The following is a 20969-nucleotide window of genomic DNA, read 5'->3' on the forward strand; positions in this document are numbered from 1 at the left end:
ATGAACAAGTCCGCCGCCCTGCCCATGGCACCCCTTGACCACGCCGAACGCCGCGGCCTGCTGCTCGGCTTCATCGGCGTGGCCATCTTCAGCCAGACGCTGCCGTTCACGCGCATGGCAGTCGCCGAGCTGGATGCCACCTTCGTGGCGCTGGCGCGGGCGGTGCTGGCGAGCGTGCTGGCGTTGGTGCTCCTCGCCGCCACGGGCGCGTTCTCGGCCGGCAAGCGCCCGCGCGGCAATCAATGGTGGCAACTGGCAGTGACGGCGATGGGTGTAGTGGTGGGCTTTCCGCTGTTCTCGTCGCTGGCGATGCGCGATGTGCCGGCCGCCCATGGCGCCATCATTACCGGCCTGCTGCCGCTTGCGACGGCCATCTTTGCCGCGTGGTTCGGGCGCGAGCGGCCGTCCAGTGGGTTCTGGCTGTGCGCGGTCATTGGTAGCGTGCTCGTTGTTTCATTTGCGCTGCTGCAAGGTGCGGGCGCCCTGCACCGCGCCGATTGGCTCCTCTTCGCCGCCATGGTGACGGGCGCCCTCGGCTATGCGACCGGCGGCAGGCTCGCGCGCGATCTGGGCGGCACGCAGACGATTGCCTGGGCGCTGGTCGTCTCCCTGCCCGTGCTGCTGCCGCTGGTTGGGGCGCTGGCATGGTTGCCGTCCACACATCAGGCCGAGGCACTGGCGCATGCGTCGTCCCGCGCCTGGATGGGGCTGGCTTACGTGTCGGCCTTCTCCATGTTCATCGGCTTCCTGTTCTGGTACTCCGGCCTGGCAGCAGGCGGTGTTGCGCGGGTCGGCCAGATACAATTGCTGCAACCTTTCATGACGTTGATTGGCGGCTGGCTGCTGCTGGGCGAATCGCTCGACACGCCCACCGTGCTGTTTGCGCTGGCCGTGATTGCCGTGGTCGGCATCGGCCGGCGCACGTCGGTACGCCGATAGCAACGTCTTCCCTCTTTTGTTGACCGCACCTACCAAGGAGTCTTCATGACCGCCTCGCACGACGCCCAGGCCAAGCTCAAGCAACTCGGCATCGAACTGCCCGCCGCCGGCGCCCCCGCCGCCGCCTACGTCATGGCCGCGCAAACCGGCAACCAGGTCTTCCTGTCCGGCCACATCGCCAAGAAAGACGGTAAGCCGTGGGTTGGCAAGCTGGGCGCCGACATGACCACCGAGCAAGGCAAGGCCGCCGCACGCGCCATCGCCATCGACCTGATCGCCACGCTGAACACGCACCTGGGCGGTGACCTCAGCCGCGTCAAGCGCATCGTCAAGGTCATGAGCCTGGTCAACTCCACGCAGGAGTTCACCGAGCAGCACCTGGTGACCAACGGTGCATCGGAACTGTTCGCCGACGTGTTTGGCGACGCCGGCAAGCACGCCCGCAGCGCCTTCGGTGTCGCGCAGATTCCGTTCGGCGCATGCGTCGAGATCGAGCTGATTGCCGAAGTCGCCTGAGCGATCTGAGCGATCTGAGCGACGCTTTTTCCCGCAGTCTCTAAGGTGACGGCCCAATGTTGGATGGGCTGGTTGCCTGCTATTCTTTTCGCTTTGCCCACCCACGGCGCCCGCTCACGAGGTGGGCGCCGCAACACTAGGACCACACCATGGACCACACTGCCTGCACCTTCTCCAGCCGCGCTCAGAAACTGACCAGCTCGGCGATCCGGGAAATCCTCAAGATCACCGAACGTCCTGAGGTCATTTCGTTTGCCGGCGGCCTGCCCGCCCCGCTCACCTTCCCGGTCGAAGCGATTCAGGCGGCGTGCGCCCGCATGTTTGCCGACAACCCGCAGGCCTCGCTGCAGTACACGCCCACCGAAGGCCTGTCGGTGCTGCGCGAATGGATTGCCCAGCGTCATGGCACCACCGCCTCGCGCGTGCTGATCACCACGGGCTCGCAGCAGGGGCTGGACCTGCTCGGCAAGATCTTCATCGACCCGCAAAGCAAGGTGCTAGTCGAAACGCCGACGTACCTGGGCGCGCTGCAGGCGTTCTCGCTGTTCGAGCCGACCTATACGTCCATCGCCACCGATGACAAAGGCCTGCTGCCCGACGCGCTCACGCCGGAACTGGCAGCCGGCGCGCGCTTCTTCTACACGATCCCGAACTTCCAGAACCCGACCGGCCGCCGCCTGCCGCTGGACCGCCGCCAAGCCTTGGTGGCCCGCGCGAAGGAACTCGGCGTGCTGCTCGTTGAAGACGACCCGTACGGCGAACTCAGCTACACCGGCGACGCCTTGCCCTCGCTGCGCTCGCTCAATCCGGACGGCGTGATCTACATGGGCTCGTTCTCGAAGATCCTGGCACCGGGCATGCGCCTGGGCTACATCATTGCGCCCGAACACATCCACTTCAAACTCGTGCAGGCCAAGCAGGCATCGGATCTGCACACGCCCAGCTTCACGCAGCGCGTGGCGTACGAGGTGCTGAAGACCGGGCTGCTCGACACGCACATCCCGAGCATCCGAACCCTCTACGGCAAGCAATGCGAAGCGATGCTCGATTCGCTCACGCGTCACATGCCGGCCGGCGTGCACTGGAACCGCCCGGAAGGCGGCATGTTCATCTGGGTGGAAGTGCCGGAAGGCATCGACACGATGGCGCTGCTGGAAAAGGCCGTCGCGCGCAATGTGGCGTTCGTGCCGGGCGCGCCGTTCTATGCCAATGCGCCGCGTCGCAATACCTTGCGGCTGGCGTTCGTGACGGTGGCGCCGGAGCGCATCGAGCAAGGCATTGCCGTGCTGGGCGAGTTGATCCGCGCAGAAATCGCTGCGCTCACGCCCAAGGCCGCCTAAATTACCTAACGATCCATTCCATCCATTTCATTCAAGAAAGGAGCCGTCGTCGATGCTGCGGATCTGGGGAAGACTCTCTTCGGTCAACGTTCAGAAGGTCGTCTGGTGCGCGCATGAGCTATCGCTGGACCATGAGCGCATCGACGTCGGTGGCGCCTTCGGCGGCGTCGACACGCCGGAATTCAAGGCGATGAACCCGAACGGCATGATCCCCGTCATCGAAGACGGCCTGAACGATTCCGGCGATACGCGCTTCGTGCTGTGGGAATCCAACGCCATCGTGCGCTATCTTTCGGCGCGCTACGGCCCGGGCAATCTCTACCCGCTCGAACTTCACGAGCGCGCCGATGCCGACCGCTGGATGGATTGGCAGACCACGTCATACAGCCCGTCGATGGTGGATGCGTTCATGCAGCTCGTGCGCACGCCAGAAGACCAGCGCGACGCCGCACGCATTGAACGCTCGCGCCAGGCGGCCGAGCGCAGTACCGCCATTCTTGAAGCCGTGCTGGCCAAGCAGCCCTACGTGGCCGGCCGCCGCTTCACCATGGCCGACATCGTCTGCGGCTGCGCCACGCACCGCTGGCTCGGCTTGCCGATGGACCGCCCCGCGCGACCGAACCTCGAGCGCTGGATGGCCGAACTGCGCGACCGGCGCGCCGCGCGCGAAGTCCTGGCGCTGCCCGTGGTCTAAGCCCGCCCGAAACCGATTGCGGTAGCATCACCAACCGCGCACGGCACCCAAGCCGGCGCGGTTTTTTGTTTTCACCGAGGGAAACCCGGATGCCATTGAACCGACCTTCCACCACCGTCGCCACGATCCTCTGGGGCGCGCTTTACCTGGTTGCCGCCATCGTGTCGCACCGGCTGAATGGGCCGGTCGACATGACGGGCTACATATGGCTGCCGGCGGGCGTGACCATGGCTGCATTCATGCTGCGGCCTTACCGCGAATGGCCGGGGCTGGGGGCAGCGTTTGCCGTGGCGCAACTGGCGCTGGCCGCCATTGAACACACCAACCCGGCCCACGCGATGCTCTTTGTGCTCGACGAAGCGGGCAGCGCAGCGCTGGCCGTGGCGCTGGTGCGGCTGGCGCGCGTGCCGCTTGAGGGGCTCTATTTCGTGCGCGCGATGCTGGTGGCCGGCGCGGTCAGTGCACTGCTCGGAGCGCTGTTCGGGGCGGCATGGTTTGCGTGGTCGCAAGGCGGCGCGTTCGGGCACGTCCTGCGCATCTGGGCGGCATCGGATTTCCTGGGCGTGCTGATCGTCACGCCGGTGCTCGCGGCATGGTCCCGCTTTCGCGCGTTCCGCTCGGGTGGCACGGACCGCACGGATTTCCTGCTCGGTCTGGCGGCCGCGATTGCGCTGGCGCTGTCGGCGTACGTCATCTTCGACGGCAACAGCGATGCCAAGTTTGGCGACGGCATCGGCTTTGCACTGACGTACGTCCCGCTGTTCTTTGCCGTGGTGGTGGCCCTGCTGTGGGGCGGCCGCGGCGGCTCGATGGCCGTGCTGCTGCTCACGCTGGTGGCGCTCACGCAAACCGCCGAGGGCGACGGCCCGTTCGCCGTGCTGGACCACCACTATGGCCAGTCGCTGCTGGAAGCGCAACTGTACCTGGGCATTGCCGCGCTGCTGGTGCTCCTGGTGAGCGCGCTCAAAACCACGCGCGAACAACTGCACGAGCAAAGCGCGCAGTGGCAGAACCGCGTGGAGCTGGCGTTGGCGACGTCGGGCCAGCTCGTCTACACCATCGACCCGGCGAGCGGCCGCATCGACTGGGGCGGCGACATTGTGCTCGTGTTCGGACACGAACCCGCAAGCATGGCGTCGATCTCCACCGTACTGCAACTGGTGCACCCGGATGACCGCGACGCGCTGCGTGCACGTTGGCTGGGAGAAGCCGCGCAGGGTGACGAGGCCGCCATGCCCGCGCGCCGCCAGACGCTGCGCATCACAGCACGCGACGGCACGCTGCACACCGTGGTGGATACCGGTGGCCCGCTGATGGACGCCGTGGGCAACATGGCGCTCGTCACCGGTACCTGGTCGGTCGAGACGGCACTGTGACGGCATCCGCGTCCGGCAGCACGGCTGTGCTGCTGATCCATGGTCTGGGCGGTACGGCCTACGACGTGGGCGTGCTGCAGAAAGCGCTGCGCAATGCCGGCGCGGTCACGCACGTGCCAACCTTGCCCGGCCACGGCACGCGCCCCGAAGACCTGATTCACATGCCCGCCGAGGCGTGGCTTGAAACGCTCACGCAAACGTATGAGCAGCTCGTCGCCGAGCACGACACCGTGCATATCGCCGGAATGTGCATGGGCGCATTGCTGGCGCTCGTGCTGGCGCACCGGGTCCGGCATGGCATTGCGCGCCCGGAGGACAGGCTGGCGCTACTCGCCACGCCGATCCATATCGATGGCTGGTCGACGCCGTGGTATCGGGATCTGCGCTACGTGGTCTATCGCATCCCGGGCATGGCGGCGCGCATGCGCGTGGAAGAGGACGAGCCGTTCGGCATCAAGAATCCGCTATTGCGGCGGATCATTAAAGCCAAGCTCGCACGCGGCGACAGCTTCCACTACCCGTGGGTGCCGCTGGCATGCATTCGGCAGGTGGACCGGCTGCGACGCTGGGCAGTGGCGGGGGCGCCCGACACGCAATGCCAGACGCTGGTGATCCATTCGCGCGAAGACGAGCTCACCAGCCTGCGCTCCGCCGAAACGCTGCAGGCCACCCTGCCCCATGCGCGCAGCGTGGTGCTGGAGAACAGCTACCACATGATCTGCGTAGACAACGACCGCGATCAGGTCGCCGCAGAGGTCCTCGGCTTCTTCGGTTTCGACCCGACAGCGGCCAGGCGCAAAGGCCCAGCCGCCGCAGATTGACGATGCCGCCGATCAGGCGGCTGGCCCAGCAGTCTCGTGCTCGTGCGCCGCGTCCAGCCGGCGCTGCCGCTCGCTGCCCTTGAACACGCCCCGCACCACCACAAAGAACACCGGCACCAGGAACACCGCCAGCACCGTCGCCGTGATGATCCCACCCAGCACGCCCGTGCCGATGGCACACTGGCTGGCCGATGCCGCGCCGGTCGCAATTGCCAGCGGCACGACGCCAAACGCAAACGCCAGCGACGTCATCACGATCGGCCGGAAGCGCAGACGCGCGGCCTCCAGCGTGGCTTCTATCAGCCCCATGCCTTGCGCCACCAAGTCCTTGGCCACTTCGATGATCAGGATCGCGTTCTTGGCCGACAGGCCGATGGTGGCAATGAGCCCGACCTTGAAATAGATGTCGTTGGGCAGGAAACGCAGCGTGGCACCCAGCAGCGCGCCCAGCACCCCCAGCGGCACCACCAGCATGACCGCCAGCGGAATCGACCAGCTTTCGTACAACGCCGCGAGGCACAGAAACACGACGAGGATCGACAACGCAAACAGCGCCGGCGCCTGCGCGCCCGACAGGCGCTCCTCGAACGACTGCCCTGTCCACTCGTAGCCGAAACCTTCGGGCAGGCCGCGCGCAATCGACTCCATCGCCGCCATCGCCTCGCCGGAGCTATGACCCGGCGCGGGCGAGCCGGTGATCGTCATGGCCGGAAAGCCGTTGTAGCGGTCGAGCTTGAGCGGCCCGACGATCCACTTCGTGGTGGTGAACGCGGAGAGCGGCACCATCGCCCCCGCCGCATTGCGCACATGCATGCGGCCAAGCTGCTCGACCGAGACGCGCTGCTTGCCGTCGGCCTGCACGATCACACGACGCACCTGGTTGCGGTAGACGAAATCACCCGCGTAGTCGGAGCCGAACATCACGGCCAGCGTGCGGTTGATGTCCTCAATCGACACGCCCATCGACAGCGCCTTCTTGCGGTCCACATCGATCAGCACCTGCGGCGCATCGCCCTGGCCCGCAAACGTGACTTCCGACAGCGCCGGATGCTTCGCGGCTTCGGCCAGCATGTGGTCGCGCGCTTGCGCCAGGCGTTCGTAACCAGCACCGCCGCGGTCTTGCAGACGCAGGTCGAAGCCGGGCTTGCTGCCCAGCTCCGGCAGCGCGGGCGAGTTCATCGCCATGACCATCGCGCCCTTGATCTTGCCGAACGCCGCATTGGCTCGCCCGACCACGGCATCGACGTGCTGGTCAGCGCCCTTGCGTTGCTTCCAGTCCTTGAGCGTCAGGAACAGCATGGCCGCGTTCTGGCCGTTGCCGTACAGGCTGAAGCCCGTGATGGCCAGCGTGGACGCCACCGCCGGCTCCTGCGTCATGAAGTGCTGCTCCGCCTGCCGCACGACGTCGAGTGTCTGTGCCTGCGTGGCGCCGGTCGGCAGCATGACGACGGTCATGAATTCGCCGGTGTCTTCTTCGGGCAGGAAGGCCGTCGGCAGTTGCGTGAACAGCAGCACCACCACGCCGATGACGGCGCCGTAAGCCACCAGCGCGCGGCCCGTGCGGTTCAGCAGCCTGGCAACGCCGCCTTGGTAGCGCGTCGTCAACCGCGCAAAACCCCGATTGAATGCGCCGAAGAAGCCCTTGCGCTCGGCACCGTGGCCGGCCCGCACCGGCTTGAGCAGCGTTGCGCAAAGCGCGGGCGTGAGCGTCAATGCCAGGAATGCCGAGAACACCATCGACACCGCCAGCGACAGCGAAAACTGCCGGTAGATATTGCCGACCGCGCCGCCAAAGAACGCCATCGGCACGAACACCGCCGTCAGCACCAGCGAGATGCCGACGATGGCCCCGCTGATCTGGCGCATCGCCTTGGCCGTCGCCTCGCGCGGCGAGAGCCCGTCTTCATGCATCACGCGTTCGACGTTTTCCACCACCACGATGGCATCGTCGACCAGGATGCCGATGGCCAGCACCAGGCCGAACAGCGTCAGCACGTTGATGGAAAAACCCATCGGCAGCATCACCGCAAACGTGCCCAGCAACGCAATCGGCACGACCAATGTCGGGATGAGCGTCGCGCGCAGGTTCTGCATGAACAGCATCATCACCAGGAACACGAGCACCACGGCTTCGAGCAGCGTCTTGACCACCTGCTCGATGGCGATGCCGACAAAGCGCGAGCTGTCGTACGCCACCTCGTAGCGCACGCCGGGCGGGAAATGCGCCTGCGCTTCGTCCAGCACCGCACGCACGCGCTTGGCCACGCCCACGGCATTGGCGCCGGGGGCGAGCTTGATGCCGATGGTCGTGGCGGGCTTGCCGTTCATGCGCGAGAGGTACAGGTAATCGCTGCCGCCCAGCTCCACGCGCGCCACATCGCGCAGCAGCACCATGCGGCCCTGCGCATCCGCACGCAGGGGAATCTGGCCGAATGCGTCCGGCGTGGTCAGCCCATCGTCGCCGGTCACGCTCGCGTTGATGGGCGCGCTGCCCGGCACGGCCCCACTCCCGATTTCACCCACGGTGATGCGCGCGTTGTAGCGGCGCACGGCATCGCTCAGGTCGCCGGCGGTGAGGCCCAGTGCGGTCAGCTTGTCGGCATCGGGCCAGATGCGCATGGCGTATTCCGCATCGAACAACTGCGCGGTGCCCACGCCCGGCACGCGGCGCAACTGCGGAATCAAATCAGACGAAGCGAGGTCGCCCAGGTCGATGCCGTCGAAGCGCCCGCGCTCGGCCGTCAGCGACAGATACATCATGTAGTTCTCGGCCGCCTTCTCGATGCGGATGCCGTTGCGGCGCACGACCTCGGGCAGGCGTTCTTCGACGATCTTCAGCCGGTTCTGCACCTCCACCGCCGCAAGATCGGGGCTCGTGCCCTGCGTGAACGAGAGGTTGATCGACACATTGCCCGCCGCATCAGACGACGACGACATGTACAGCAGCCCCGGCGCACCGTTCATCTCGCGCTCGATGATGGCGGTGACGGCACTCTCCACCGTGCGCGCGGACGCGCCCGGGTAGGTGGCAGAGATGCTCACGTTGGGCGGCGCGATGTTCGGATACTGCGCCACCGGCAGCTTGGGCAACGCGAGCACGCCGGCCAGGATGATGGCCAGCGCAATCACCCAGGCAAAGACCGGGCGGTCGATAAAGAAGCGCGCCATGGTCAGCCCTTCTTCAGCTTCGTGTCGGCGGGCGGTGCAGCAGGCACAGGCTTGACCGCCATGCCGGCTTCCAACGTCTGCATGCCTGGAATGGCGAGGCGCTCTCCACCGGACAGGCCGCTCGTCACCAGCCATTGATCGCCAGCCAACGTTTGCGCAGCAACGGATCGAGCCGCCAGCGTGTTGTCTGCCTGCACCACAAACACCGTCGCGCCATGACGATCACGGTGCAACGCGCCCTTCGGAATGGTCACAGCGCCCTGCTGCACGGCGTGCGAGAGCTTCACGCGCACGTACATGCCGGGCAGCAGCAGGCCATCGGGGTTGGGCAGCACGGCGCGCATTGAGACGTTATCTGTCGCACGATCCACCGCCAGATCCGAGAACAGCAGCTTGCCCGGGCGCTCGTACGCCACGCCATCGCTCAGGATGACTTGCACGCCGATATCCTGACCGCTCAATGCAGCGGCCTGGCCCGTCTTGAGCGCGCGCTGCAAGGCCAGGACCTCGGCAGCGGGCTGCGCAAAGTCGACATAGATCGGGTCGATCTGCTCGACCGTGGTGAGCGGCGTGGCAGCGTCCTCCTTGACCAGCGCGCCTTCGGTCACCTGTGCGCGGCGCGAGCGGCCACCAATCGGGGCGGAGACGGTGGCATAGCCCAGGCGCAGTTGCGCGGTTTCCAGCGCAGCGCGGCCGGACACCACGTCCGCTGCGGCCTGACGTTCGGCGGCTTGCGCTTCAGCGTATTCCAGCTCGCTCACGGCGCGCGTGGCGGCCAGCCCCTTGTAACGCGCAGCCTTGTCATGGGCGATGGCGAGTTGCGCCTGCGCACGGGCGAGCGCACCTTGTGCGGCGTCCACCTGCGCCTTGAGCGGTGCCGGGTCGATGCGGAACAGCACCTGTCCGGCCTTGACCACCTGCCCTTCTTCGTAGGCGCGCTTGAGGACGATGCCGTCGACGCGCGCACGCACTTCCGCCGTGCGATACGGCTCCAGGCGGCCGGGCAGTTCGGTCACCAGCGGCGCATCGGAGCGTTGTGCAACGGCAAACTCGACCTCCGGCGGACCAGCAGGCCTCGCGGCTTCATCAGCATGCTTGCCGCACGCCTGCAACACAGCCAACGCGCACGCGCACAGCAACCACCGGGACGAACGGAAACGACAGAACAACACGCAGAACATCATGAGAAAGGGGGCTGGGCGCGACCGCGCCCGAGGTCTTGAAAAAGCGAAGCGGAAGGCTAGCACGCACATCCGCCGCAAGCTGATCGATTGATTTTTCAATCTGATCAAGACCTTACGAAGCAAGCACTGCCTGCGCGGGCAGGCACGCGGTTCCCCTTTGATGCTGTTTCAGAAGACGCGGCCGAGCTGCAGGTACACGTTCCACACGCCCTGCGGCGCCACCGCAAAACCGAAATACAGCGGCCCGATCGGGCTGTTGCCGCCAACGAATACGCTGCCGCTCTTCAGGTAAGGACCCCGCCCGAAGTTGTTGCGCAACTGCCAGACGTTGCCGGCTTCCGCGCTGGCGCCGAACACCGGCGCGCGCAGGCCGAGCAGATCGTCGATACGAAGGTCGTACAGATAGGTCAGGCGCCCGTACAGCATGTACTGGCCGTTGAACTGATCCTGCGCATAGGCCGAGAGATGCTGGAAGCCACCCAGGAAGAAGCCCTCGTTGGCGCCGTTGCCCGTGTTGCCGCCGTTCTCGCGCGTCGGGCTGTTGACGCCGAACAGGCCCGCCCCTTCCAACGCCACATTGAACGTGTGGCGGCCGTGGCTCGTCGCCCATAGGCTCTTGGCCTGGGCGGTGTTGAACTTCTTGTCGAGCGAACCGAAGCCCGCCTCCACGCTGCTGTAAAAGTAATAGCCGCTGCGCGGAAACAGCGGATCGTCGAGCTGGTCCAGCGTGAGCTGGGCGCGAAAGGCCGGCTGCTGGGCGCGCAAGGTGTCTAAGGCCGTCGCATCCACGATATTCCCGGACTCGTCCGCGATCAGCTCCAGGTAATTGAACGTCGCTGCCTTCCTGACGTAGTTCACGCCCAGGCGCAGTTCACCCTTGCGGCCCAACGGGATGCCCAGGTCAACGCCGGCGCGCGCCGTCTCGATGGTCAGGTTGTTGAACGGCTTGGCGTCCCGGGTAGGCGGCTGATCGTCAAAGTAGAGATCCGATCTGCGGCGCGAGTACTCGGCATACGGCGCCACGTAGAACCCGCGCGCCTGCCACAGCGGCTGTCGCAACTCGGTATGGATGCTCGCCCGGTTGCTGCCGAGCACGATGTCATTGCGCCACTCCAGCCCGCTCTGCGTGAGCCACGGATACCGATGGCCGAGGTTGACGTTGAACGCGCCACGCCCGTCGAAGTTGGTCGACATGCCCAGCCCGAACAGGAAGAACTGGTTGCCCCACGACTTTTCATGCGCGTCGATCTTCAGCGTATGCACGCCGTTCTCCTCCACCAACTGCTGCGTGACGGTTTCGAAGTCGCCCGTGGTGGCCAGCGCTGATAGCTCGCGGTTGAGCGCCTCGGCGTCATACGCATCGCCTTCGCGCACCTTGATCAACTGGCGCACACGTGCCGGCGGCACCCGGCCGCTGGTGGTCACATCAATAGCGTCGATGCGTGCGCCTGCCACCAGCGTGCCTTGCGGCTCATGGGCAGCGCGGTACGCGGCATACGCCTGCGGCGACAGCGACAACGCCGCGAGCTTGGTCTCAACGGCCTGCGCCGCGCGCTCGCCCTGCCGCACGCCCTGCGGGCCCTTGGCGAAATCAGTAAACGAAAGCTCCGAGAGCTGCGGCTCGATCAACACATCCTTGCCGCGCAGCAGCGCCTTTTGCGCACGCACGTTCTGGCCGACGAGGATGGTGATCATCTGCTGCGTCACCGCCGCTGGCGAGGCGAGGTCTTCCGGCCGCTGCAAGTCCGACCCGATGTTGACGGCGATGATGATGTCAGCGCCCATGTCGCGCGCGAGCTGCACGGGCAGGTTGCTCACCAGGCCGCCATCCACCAGCGTGCGGCCGCCCACTTCGATGGGTGCGAACAGACCCGGCACCGCCATGCTGGCCCGCATGGCCAGCGGCAGCGAGCCGTGGTCGAGAATCACCCCGTCGCCCGTGGCCAGATCCGTCGCCATGGCCTTGAACGGAATCGGCAGGCGCGAGAACGCGATGTTGTCTGGCCACTCCGCTGTCCAGTTCTTGAGCAGCGCGAGCAGGCGGTTGCCCTGCACCAGCCCGGCGGGCAGCTTGAGCTTGCCGTCGCCATAGCCGGCGGACAAGCCGATCGGATACTGGAAATCATCCTCGCGCAGCGACTGCGGCAGCTTGGCGCGATCGTTGCGGTCGAAGGCGATGTCGCTCAGGTCGACCTGCGAGAGCTTCTGCTCCAGCGCATCCGCACGCATGCCGCTGGCGTACAGCCCGCCCACCACGGCGCCCATGCTCGTCGCGGCAATCACATCCACGGGAATGCGCATGCGCTCCAGCATCTTGAGCACGCCAATATGCGCATAGCCGCGCGCCCCGCCGCCCGAGAGCACCAGGCCGATACGCGGCCGCGTCGATTCGGTGTTCGCCTGCGCGGGCGCTGCCGCGGTCTGGCCATGCACGGCGGGCGACAGCGTCGCCAGTGCCACACCTGCAGCGAGCACGGCGGCAGCCCATCGGGAGCCGCGTCGGCGAATCGGAAAGGCCGTCAGAGAAGCCATGGATAGGGGGCGAAATGGGGTGGTGGTCTGCGTTGCAGGCGCAATGATTCCACAACCCGGATTTACCCGGTGCGATTGCGTGCGCCGCGTCAACCCTCGCCCCGCAGCCGATGAATACTTTTCAGGGCGAAAGTGACAGAATATTGCGGTGGCCCGGACACGCTTGTTCCTACAATCCGCGTTCGCCCCTGCGAAAAAGGGGCAGCAGAAGACGTTCGGTATCGAGAAGAACCGAAACGCCCAAACAGGAGGAGATCAAGATGTGGAATCAAGTCTATGACCCGCTCGGCAGCGCCGTGTGGTCAACCTTAGCGGCCGGGATACCGGTTGCCGTGCTGCTGTGCTCGCTGGCGTTCTTCCACATGCAGGCCCATCTGGCGGCCGGGTTGGCGCTGATTGTCGGGGTGGGGATCGCCTCGTTCGTGTTCGGCATGCCGACCGCAATGGCCGGCAAGGCAGCAGGCCTGGGCATCATTTCAGGCCTGTTCCCGATTGGCTGGATCGTCCTGAACATCATCTTCCTGCACCGGCTCACCACCTTGAACGGGTCGTTCAAGGTCTTACAGAGCTCGATTTCCGGCATTACCGAAGACCGCCGCCTGCAACTGCTGCTGGTGGCGTTCAGCTTTGGTGCCTTCTTTGAGGGCGCAGCGGGCTTCGGCACGCCGGTGGCTGTCACGGGTGCCATCCTGATCGGCCTGGGCTTCTCGCCGCTGGCCGCCTCTGGCCTGGCCCTGATCGCCAACACCGCCCCGGTGGCCTACGGTGCACTGGGCGCGCCGCTCATCGGGCTGGCCTCGGTCACGGGGCTGGACTTGCTGAAGCTGTCGGCCATGGTTGGCCGCCAGTTGCCGTTCTTCTCGGTGCTGGTGCCGTTCTGGCTGATCTGGGCGTTCGCGGGCTTCCGCGGCATGCTGCAGATCTGGCCGGCGATCCTGGTGGCGGGCGTGTCGTTTGCCATTCCGCAGTTCCTGGTGTCGAACTTCCACGGCCCGTGGCTGGTGGACGTGATTGCGGCGCTGGTGTCGATGGGCACGCTCACGCTGTTCCTGAAGGTATGGAAGCCCAAGACGATCTGGACCTCGACCGCCCTGCGCAACCGCGAGGACAACTCCAGCGTCGATCCCGAAGCGGCCGCCGAGGCGCGTGCCGCTACCAGCGCTGAGGCCAATACCAAGATCACGCGCGTGCAGGCCTGGCTGCCGTGGGTGATCCTGACCGTGTTTGTGTTCATCTGGGGCATTCCGCAGTTCAAGGCGTTTGCCGACGGTCTGTGGCAGTTCAAGTTCCCGATCCCCGGTCTGGACAAGATGGTGCTCAAGGGCCCGCCGGTGGTCGCGAAGGAGACCGCCGAAGGCGCGGTGTTCCTCTTCAATGTGCTGTCGATGGCGGGCACGGGCATCCTGGTCTCGGCCATCGTGGGCGGCCTGCTGATGGGCTACTCGGTGCCGCGCATGGTCAAGGAATACTGGAACACCATCAAGCTCACGCGCTATTCGCTGCTGACCATCTGCGCGATGTTCGGCATCGGCTATCTCACCCGCTATTCGGGTCTGGACGCAACGCTGGGCCTGGCCTTCGCCCACACCGGCGTGCTGTACCCGCTGTTCGGCACGATGCTGGGCTGGCTGGGCGTGGCGCTCACGGGGTCGGACACGGCCTCGAACGTGCTGTTCGGCGGCCTGCAGAAGACCACGGCCACGCAACTCGGCTTGTCGCCAATCCTCATGGCGGCAGCCAACAGCTCGGGCGGCGTGATGGGCAAGATGATCGATGCGCAGTCCATCGTCGTGGCCTCCACCGCCACCAAGTGGTACGGCCACGAGGGCGACATCCTGCGCTACGTGTTCTTCCACTCGCTGGCGCTGGCCTTCCTGGTGGGCCTGATGATCACCCTGCAGGCTTACGTGGAGCCGTTCACGCGGATTGTGGTGCACTGAGCGCCCTCTCCCGGATAAACAAGAAAGCCGCTCAACCGAGCGGCTTTTTTCATGGCGCGATGCGTCTCACGGGGCGCTTGGCGCCTCCCACCGATGACGGTTGAGGCTCTGAACCCCAATCGGCGAGCAAATAGCCTCTCACGCCGAGCTCTGAACTCCACCTGTCGAGCAAAAAGCCTCGCGCGCCGAGCTCTGAACTCCACCCGCCGAGCAAAAAGCCTCGCGCGTCGAGCTCTGAACTCCACCCGCCGAGCAAAAAGCCTCGCGCGCCGAGCTCTGAGCTCCAATCGCCGAGCAAAAAGCCTCGCGCGCCGAGCTCTGAGCTCCAACCGCCGAGCAAAAAGCCTCACGCGCCGAGCTCTGAGCTCGACCTGTCGAGCAAAAAGCTCCACTCGCCGAGCCCTGGACTCCGTAAGCCACCCCACCAACAAGGGCGCTTTCACGCGCGTATCATGGGCGGCTCTTCCGCGCACGTCCCGCCCTGGGGCGTCGGTCACCTCTTCCCCCCCCCCGACCCGACATGCTGCTGCGCCGCCTGGAAAAGCTCATCGATCCGTTTCGCCCGCTGCCTGACACCCAGCCTCCGGCCAATGTCTGGCGCTTCTACGCCTACTTCCTGCGCGAAGTGCGCGGCGTGTTCGCGTTCTTGCTGGTCGTGGGGTTGCTGGGCGCGCTGATTGAAGTCGCGCTGTTCGACTTCCTGGGCCGCATCGTCGACATGATCCAGGCGACACCTGGCCCGGCGTTCTTCGGCCGCCACCGCAACGAGCTGCTGTGGATGGCCTTTGTGGCGCTGATCGCGCGGCCGGTCATCTTCGGGCTGCACGACGTGCTCGTGCATCAGGTCATCAACCCGAACCTGTCGAACCTGATCCGCTGGCAGAACCACCGCTACGTGCTCAAGCAGAGCCTGACGTTTTTCCAGAACGACTTTGCCGGCCGCATTGCGCAACGGATCATGCAGACCGGTTTCTCGCTGCGCGATTCCGCCGTGCAGTCCGTGGATGCGCTCTGGCATGTGGTGATCTACGCGATCAGTGCGATGGTGCTGTTCGCCCGGGCCGACTGGTGGCTCGTGGTGCCGCTGCTGGTGTGGATCGGCTGCTACATTGCGGCGCTGAGCTACTTCGTGCCGCGCGTGAAGGCGCGATCGGTCATCGCCACGGAGTCGCGCTCCAAGCTGATGGGCCGCATCGTTGACGGCTACACCAACATCACCACGCTCAAGCTGTTCGCGCATACGCAGCACGAAGAAAGCTACGCGCGCGACGCCATGGCCGAGCAGACGGACAAGACCCGGCTGTCCGGCCGCATGATCAGCGGCATGGATTTCACCATTACGGCGATGAACGGCCTGCTGATCGTTGGCACGTCGGCGCTCGCGCTGTGGCTATGGAGCGAGGGCCGGGTGAGCGCGGGCACCATCGCGCTGACCACGGGGCTGGTGATCCGCATCAACAACATGTCGGGCTGGATCATGTGGGTGGTCAACGGCATCTTTGAAAACGTCGGGCAGGTGCAGGACGGCATGCAGACCATCGCGCTGCCGCGCGCCGTGATCGACCAGCCCGATGCCAAGCCGCTGGACGTGACGCGGGGCGAAGTCCGCTTCGAGCACGTCGGCTTTCACTACGGCAAGGGCAGCGGCGTGATCGAAGGGCTTGACTTGGTGGTGCGCCCGGGTGAACGGATCGGCCTGGTCGGCCCGTCGGGTGCGGGCAAATCGACGCTGGTGAATCTGCTGCTGCGCCTGTACGACGTGGAGCGCGGCCGCATTCTGGTCGACGGTCAGGACATTGCGGCCGTGACGCAAGAGAGCCTGCGCGAGCAGATCGGCATGGTCACGCAGGACACGTCGCTGCTGCACCGGTCCATTCGCGACAACCTGCGCTACGGCAAACCCGACAGCACCGAGGCCGAGTTGATGCAAGCGGTGCGTCGGGCCCGCGCCGACGAGTTCATCCCGCAGCTATCCGATGTGCAAGGGCGACGCGGCTTTGATGCGCTGGTGGGTGAACGCGGGGTGAAGCTCTCGGGCGGTCAACGGCAGCGCATCGCGATTGCGCGCGTGCTGCTCAAGGACGCGCCGATCCTGATCCTGGACGAAGCCACGTCCGCGCTGGATTCGGAAGTGGAAGCCGCCATCCAGGAAAGCCTGGAAACGCTGATGCAGGGCAAGACCGTGATTGCCATCGCGCACCGGCTCTCGACCATCGCGCGCATGGACCGCCTGGTTGTGCTTGATGGCGGGCGCATCGTCGAGAGCGGCACGCATGCGGAACTGCTGGAACACGGCGGCCTGTATGCGCGGCTGTGGGCGCATCAGACCGGCGGTTTCGTTGGGGTGGATTGAGCGTTACGACAGGCGGCGGCCGAGCGTCTCGGGCACCATCGCCAGCCCGATCAGCGAGACGAGGCCGCAGCCGATCACGTAGAACGCCGGCGCGTTGGCGTTGCCCGTGAGGTGGATCAGCTCGGTCGAGAAGAACTGCGCAAAGCCGCCGAAGATGGCAATGGCCACGCAGTAGGCAATCGACAGCCCCGTGGCGCGCAGCCGCTGCGGGAGCACCTCGCTCACCAGCACCATCGAGGCCGGCGAGGTCATCGACATCGGCACCGACAGGCAGCCGACCACGATCAGCAAGCGGGCGAGCGAAGGGTCTGCGTTGATGAGTGCGAAGGCCGGATAGATCATCGCCAGCAGTGCAATGCGCGACCACAGCACGACCTTGCGGCGCCCGACGCGGTCGGCCAGCCGGCCGGCGAACGGCGACAGCACCACCTGCACCAGTGCCGCAATGCACGCCGCCCAGATCCCCAGCGACAGGGGCATGTGCAGCACGCTCACGGCGTAGTTGCTGAGGTAGTAGACGATGATGTACGTGGACGAGGCCACGCCGATCATCAGCAGGATGCTGGCGACGAGCGCGCGACGATGTTCGCGCAGCAACGGCAGCGTGGCGTCGGCTTCGCGCGTGCTGGGCGGTGCGGCAGTTTCCTCCAGACGGCGGCGGATGATCAGGCCGACCGGGATGACGAGAATGCCGATCACGAACGCCAGGCGCCAGCCCCACGACTCCAGCGCCGCAGGCGCCAGCACGTTGCTCAGCAGCAGGCCGACCAGCGCACCGAACAGCGCGGCCAGCCCCTGGCTGAACGGTTGCCAGCTCGTATAGAAGCCGCGCGAGCGGTCGTCGGCGTATTCCAGCAGCAGCGCAGTCGAAGCGCCCATCTCGCCGCCGATGGCAAAGCCCTGCACCAGCCGCGCCAGCACGACGAGCATGGGCGCGAGGATGCCGATCTGGGCGTAGGTGGGCGTGACGACGAAGACGAGCGACGACAAACCCATCAGCCACAACGTGAGCGCCACGGCCGGCTTGCGGCCCGCGCGGTCGGCGTACATGCCGATCAGCAGACCGCCGAGCGGACGCATCAGGAAACCCACGCCAAACGTGGCGAACGACATCAGCAACTGGCCGGTCGCATTGCCGACGGGAAAGTACAGCCGGCCGATCAGCGTGGCGAAGAAGCTGTAGACCACGAAGTCATAGAACTCCAGGCCGTTGCCGATGGTGATGGCGGCAATGGCGCGCGTGCGTGACAGCGGTTGCGCGTGGACGGTCGCCTGCGCGCCGGCACGGCCGGCGTACGACGGCGCAGAGGTATGGTTCGACATGGGTTGTCTCCGAAACTCGTCTTTTTATTTGCGGGGGCGGGCCGGGCTCACGCCCCGCTGGCCTCTTCCGCCAGAACGGCTGTGGCGTTGGGTTTTACGCACAGATACCACGCTGCCGACATGAGCAACACCCAGCCAGCGCCCACGTACAGCGCCACGCGCGTGTCTTCCATGGTGCCCAGCACACCGATCACGAACAGCATGAACGCGATGGCGAGTGCCGGCCCGACTGGCCACAGCGGCACCTTGAACTTGAGCGCACGCACTTCTTCTGCCGACAGGCGACGGCGCATCGCCACCTGCGAGAGCAGGATCATGAGCCAGACCCACACGGTGGCGAACGTGGCGATCGACGCAATGACCACGAAGACGTTCTCCGGGATGAGGTAGTTCAGCACCACGCCGCACAGCAGTGCGCCGGCCATGAACAGCACCGTCACCCAGGGCACACCGTGACGCGACGTGGCCGCAAAGATGCGCGGCGCCTGACCCTGCTCCGCCATGCCGTACATCATCCGGCCCGCGCCGAAGATGTTGCTGTTGATGGCCGAGATGGCGGCCGAGATGACGATGAGGTTGAGGATGGCCGCCGCAGACCGGATGCCCAGTCCGGAGAATATCTGCACGAAGGGGCTGCCCTGGCCATCGATGCCCGTCCACGGGAAGATCGCCATCAGCACGCACATGGTCAGCACGTAGAACAACAGGATGCGCGCCGGCACCGCGTTGATGGCCTTGGGGATGACCTTGTCGGGGTTCTGCGCCTCGCCGCCGGTGATGCCGATGATCTCGACGCCGCCATACGCGAACATCACCACGGCAAACGACGCCACGAGGCCGCCCACGCCGTGCGGCAGGAAACCGCCGTGCGACCAGAGATTGCTCAAACCCGACGCGTGCTCGCCGTTCATCTTCACACCAAGGAACAGGATGACGGTGCCGCCGACGATCATGGCGCCGATCGCCACGATCTTGATGAGCGCGAGCCAGAATTCCATCTCGCCGAACACCTTGACGTTGCAGAGGTTCAGGCCGCAGATGAGCATGACGATGCCGAGCACCCAGATCCATTGCGGCACCTCCGGAAACCAGAAGCCCATGTAGATGCCGAAGGCGGTCACGTCAGCCAGGCAGACGATCACCATTTCGAGGATGTACGTCCAGCCGGTGAGAAAGCCGGCGAGCGGGCCGAGGTTGTCGCGCGCATAGCGCCCGAACGAGCCGGAAACCGGCTGGCGCACCGCCATCTCGCCGAGCGCGCGCATGACCATGTAGACGGCCGCGCCGCCGATGATGTACGCGAGGATCACGGCCGGTCCGGCCAGCTGGATGGCCGAAGCGGAGCCATAGAAAAGGCCCGTGCCGATGGCCGAACCGAGCGCGAGAAAGCGGATATGCCGCGCGCGCAGGTTGCGTTGAAGGTGTTCCAAACTGTCTCCTCTTTATGTCGGCGAGGTTGCCTGCGGGGCCAGTCCAGGCTCGACGCATGGCTCGGTCGGATGCGGAGCCATATACAGACAACATCACGTATCCGCATATGTTGTTGTATATACATTATCGATGGCATTGGGGTATTCCCGAGGAACAGTGCCCCATGTGTGCCGAGAGGCGCCCAAAGAAAAAGGCGGACATTCGTCCGCCTCGCGTTCGCTGGAGCCTGGTGATACGGGGCGCTACACCCAGCCCATGCCCCCGACCAAAGCGCCCAGCCCCACCAGCACCAGCGGGTGGACGCGGGTGAAGGAACACACCACGACCGTCGCCACGGTCAGCGCGACGGTGCTGAAGCTGCTGTCTGCGCCGCGCGCGAGCACCCAGCCGGTGGAGAACAGCAGGCCGATCGTCAGCGGTGCAAGGCCGCGGCGGACCAGTGCAATCCAGCGCGCGTCGGGCTTGCGGTCCATGACGCGCGCGATGACGGCGGCGATCACGCACGACGGCCCGCAGATGCCAACCATCGAGGCGATTGCACCGCCCAGACCCGCCGCCTGCCAGCCGAACAATTCCACGAACAACACGTTGGGCCCGGGTGCCGCCTGGGAAATGGCATACATGGCGCTCAACTGCTCACTCGTCATGTAGTGCCGCGTGTCGACCAGGAAACGGTGCATGTCGGGCAGCGTCGAGCTGGCCCCGCCAATGGAGAGAAACGACAGCACGAGAAAGTGCCAGAACAGGTCGAAGACGGTGGTGAGGTAGGTCATCGCATCGCCCTCCATTCGAGCAGGAGGGCAAGCGGTATCAGCACCAGCATCACGGGAAGCAGCGGCCACTGCAGCACGCCGATGGTGAGGACGACCGCCAGACCGATGCCGACGGCACGCCAGGTGCGCGACTGGCCTTGCGCCAGCTTGACCGCCGTTGAGAGCACCAGCCCCGCCGCCACCGCTGCCATGCCCTTAAGCAGGTTCTGCACCAAAGGCAGCGCGCTGAATTGGTCGTACAGCATGACGATCAACAGCAGCAGCACGGCAGGCGTGAGCACAAGGCCGCCCATTGCTGCCGCGGCGCCACGTACGCCGTGATACCGATAGCCCAGCATCACCGACAGGTTGACCACATTCGGACCGGGCAACACCTGCCCGAGACTCAGCAGCTCGGCGAACTCGGTGTTGGAGAGCCAGCGGTTGCGATCCACAATGCCGGCGCGCGCAAAGGGCAGCACGCCGCCAAAGCCCGACAGCCCCATGCGCGCAAACTCTGTGAAGAGCTTGCGGCACGAGGGAACGTTTGCGTCTGTCGCCGAAACCGCGTCAGGCGGGGCGTGCGGATCGCTCATCGGA

15 protein-coding genes are annotated in these 20969 nt (G+C 65.8%); 8 read left to right on the forward strand and 7 right to left on the reverse strand.

What is annotated here, in order from left to right:
• The 6 genes from ACTJK6_RS04560 to ACTJK6_RS04585 all read left to right on the forward strand — a co-directional run bounded on the left by ACTJK6_RS04560 (position 1) and on the right by ACTJK6_RS04585 (position 5686).
• The gene (locus tag ACTJK6_RS04560; protein WP_440838419.1) at positions 1–939 is read left to right on the forward strand and encodes a DMT family transporter; all 939 of its coding nucleotides are present in this window, start codon (positions 1–3) and stop codon (positions 937–939) included.
• Between the two features lie 45 nt (positions 940–984).
• The gene (locus ACTJK6_RS04565; RefSeq protein ID WP_004629056.1) at positions 985–1455 is read left to right on the forward strand and encodes a RidA family protein; all 471 of its coding nucleotides are present in this window, start codon (positions 985–987) and stop codon (positions 1453–1455) included.
• Between the two features lie 149 nt (positions 1456–1604).
• Complete coding sequence (locus ACTJK6_RS04570) at positions 1605–2795, forward strand: PLP-dependent aminotransferase family protein (protein ID WP_440838420.1); 1191 nt, start codon at positions 1605–1607, stop codon at positions 2793–2795.
• A 52-nt stretch (positions 2796–2847) separates the two neighbouring features.
• Entirely contained in the window at positions 2848–3489 is a 642-nt protein-coding gene (locus ACTJK6_RS04575; RefSeq protein WP_440838421.1) for a glutathione S-transferase family protein, read from the forward strand.
• Positions 3490–3578: 89 nt separating this feature from the next.
• Positions 3579–4865 carry an MASE1 domain-containing protein gene (locus tag ACTJK6_RS04580; protein ID WP_440838422.1) on the forward strand — a complete coding sequence of 429 codons (1287 nt, stop codon included), beginning with the start codon at positions 3579–3581 and terminating at the stop codon, positions 4863–4865.
• A complete protein-coding gene (locus ACTJK6_RS04585) occupies positions 4862–5686 on the forward strand; it encodes an alpha/beta hydrolase (RefSeq protein WP_440838423.1) in 825 nt (274 codons plus the stop codon). The genes ACTJK6_RS04580 and ACTJK6_RS04585 overlap by 4 nt, the downstream gene beginning before the upstream one ends.
• A 12-nt stretch (positions 5687–5698) precedes the next feature.
• Here ACTJK6_RS04585 and ACTJK6_RS04590 read toward each other — a convergent pair whose 3' ends face one another.
• The 3 genes from ACTJK6_RS04590 to ACTJK6_RS04600 all read right to left on the reverse strand — a co-directional run bounded on the left by ACTJK6_RS04590 (position 5699) and on the right by ACTJK6_RS04600 (position 12570).
• Positions 5699–8854, reverse strand: coding sequence for a multidrug efflux RND transporter permease subunit (locus ACTJK6_RS04590; protein WP_440838424.1), 3156 nt, complete (start codon positions 8852–8854; stop codon positions 5699–5701).
• Positions 8855–8856: 2 nt separating this feature from the next.
• Positions 8857–10038, reverse strand: coding sequence for an efflux RND transporter periplasmic adaptor subunit (locus tag ACTJK6_RS04595; RefSeq protein WP_440838425.1), 1182 nt, complete (start codon positions 10036–10038; stop codon positions 8857–8859).
• A 168-nt stretch (positions 10039–10206) separates the two neighbouring features.
• On the reverse strand, positions 10207–12570 hold the full coding sequence (locus ACTJK6_RS04600) for a patatin-like phospholipase family protein (RefSeq protein ID WP_433866712.1): 2364 nt from the start codon (positions 12568–12570) through the stop codon (positions 10207–10209).
• A 260-nt stretch (positions 12571–12830) separates the two neighbouring features.
• Between ACTJK6_RS04600 and ACTJK6_RS04605 the strand changes: the two genes are divergently transcribed.
• A complete protein-coding gene (locus tag ACTJK6_RS04605; RefSeq protein ID WP_232042341.1) occupies positions 12831–14510 on the forward strand; it encodes an L-lactate permease in 1680 nt (559 codons plus the stop codon).
• 520 nt (positions 14511–15030) lie between these two features.
• Positions 15031–16863, forward strand: a complete 1833-nt coding sequence (locus ACTJK6_RS04610) for an ABC transporter ATP-binding protein (protein WP_440838426.1) — start codon at positions 15031–15033, stop codon at positions 16861–16863.
• 3 nt (positions 16864–16866) lie between these two features.
• Here ACTJK6_RS04610 and ACTJK6_RS04615 read toward each other — a convergent pair whose 3' ends face one another.
• The 4 genes from ACTJK6_RS04615 to ACTJK6_RS04630 all read right to left on the reverse strand — a co-directional run bounded on the left by ACTJK6_RS04615 (position 16867) and on the right by ACTJK6_RS04630 (position 20965).
• A complete protein-coding gene (locus ACTJK6_RS04615; protein ID WP_440838427.1) occupies positions 16867–18186 on the reverse strand; it encodes an MFS transporter in 1320 nt (439 codons plus the stop codon).
• A 47-nt stretch (positions 18187–18233) separates the two neighbouring features.
• Entirely contained in the window at positions 18234–19616 is a 1383-nt protein-coding gene (locus ACTJK6_RS04620; protein ID WP_440838428.1) for an amino acid permease, read from the reverse strand.
• A 243-nt stretch (positions 19617–19859) separates the two neighbouring features.
• A complete protein-coding gene (locus tag ACTJK6_RS04625; protein WP_260802754.1) occupies positions 19860–20405 on the reverse strand; it encodes a chromate transporter in 546 nt (181 codons plus the stop codon).
• Positions 20387–20965, reverse strand: coding sequence for a chromate transporter (locus ACTJK6_RS04630; RefSeq protein WP_045204464.1), 579 nt, complete (start codon positions 20963–20965; stop codon positions 20387–20389). Before ACTJK6_RS04630 ends, ACTJK6_RS04625 begins: the two co-directional genes overlap by 19 nt.
• Positions 20966–20969 lie beyond the last annotated feature (4 nt).

This window comes from Ralstonia sp. 22086 (genome assembly GCF_052045975.1).
Taxonomy (GTDB): Bacteria; Pseudomonadota; Gammaproteobacteria; order Burkholderiales; family Burkholderiaceae; genus Ralstonia; species Ralstonia wenshanensis.

Excerpts from the sequence above, each read along its gene's own strand:
- ACTJK6_RS04560 (WP_440838419.1), top strand. The coding sequence starts at position 1 with ATGAACAAGTCCGCCGCCCTGCCCATGGCACCCCTTGACCACGCCGAA.
- ACTJK6_RS04565 (WP_004629056.1), top strand. The coding sequence starts at position 985 with ATGACCGCCTCGCACGACGCCCAGGCCAAGCTCAAGCAACTCGGCATC.
- ACTJK6_RS04570 (WP_440838420.1), top strand. The coding sequence starts at position 1,605 with ATGGACCACACTGCCTGCACCTTCTCCAGCCGCGCTCAGAAACTGACC.
- ACTJK6_RS04575 (WP_440838421.1), top strand. The coding sequence starts at position 2,848 with ATGCTGCGGATCTGGGGAAGACTCTCTTCGGTCAACGTTCAGAAGGTC.
- ACTJK6_RS04580 (WP_440838422.1), top strand. The coding sequence starts at position 3,579 with ATGCCATTGAACCGACCTTCCACCACCGTCGCCACGATCCTCTGGGGC.
- ACTJK6_RS04590 (WP_440838424.1), bottom strand. The coding sequence starts at position 8,854 with ATGGCGCGCTTCTTTATCGACCGCCCGGTCTTTGCCTGGGTGATTGCG.
- ACTJK6_RS04595 (WP_440838425.1), bottom strand. The coding sequence starts at position 10,038 with ATGATGTTCTGCGTGTTGTTCTGTCGTTTCCGTTCGTCCCGGTGGTTG.
- ACTJK6_RS04600 (WP_433866712.1), bottom strand. The coding sequence starts at position 12,570 with ATGGCTTCTCTGACGGCCTTTCCGATTCGCCGACGCGGCTCCCGATGG.
- ACTJK6_RS04605 (WP_232042341.1), top strand. The coding sequence starts at position 12,831 with ATGTGGAATCAAGTCTATGACCCGCTCGGCAGCGCCGTGTGGTCAACC.
- ACTJK6_RS04610 (WP_440838426.1), top strand. The coding sequence starts at position 15,031 with ATGCTGCTGCGCCGCCTGGAAAAGCTCATCGATCCGTTTCGCCCGCTG.
- ACTJK6_RS04615 (WP_440838427.1), bottom strand. The coding sequence starts at position 18,186 with ATGTCGAACCATACCTCTGCGCCGTCGTACGCCGGCCGTGCCGGCGCG.
- ACTJK6_RS04625 (WP_260802754.1), bottom strand. The coding sequence starts at position 20,405 with ATGGAGGGCGATGCGATGACCTACCTCACCACCGTCTTCGACCTGTTC.
- ACTJK6_RS04630 (WP_045204464.1), bottom strand. The coding sequence starts at position 20,965 with ATGAGCGATCCGCACGCCCCGCCTGACGCGGTTTCGGCGACAGACGCA.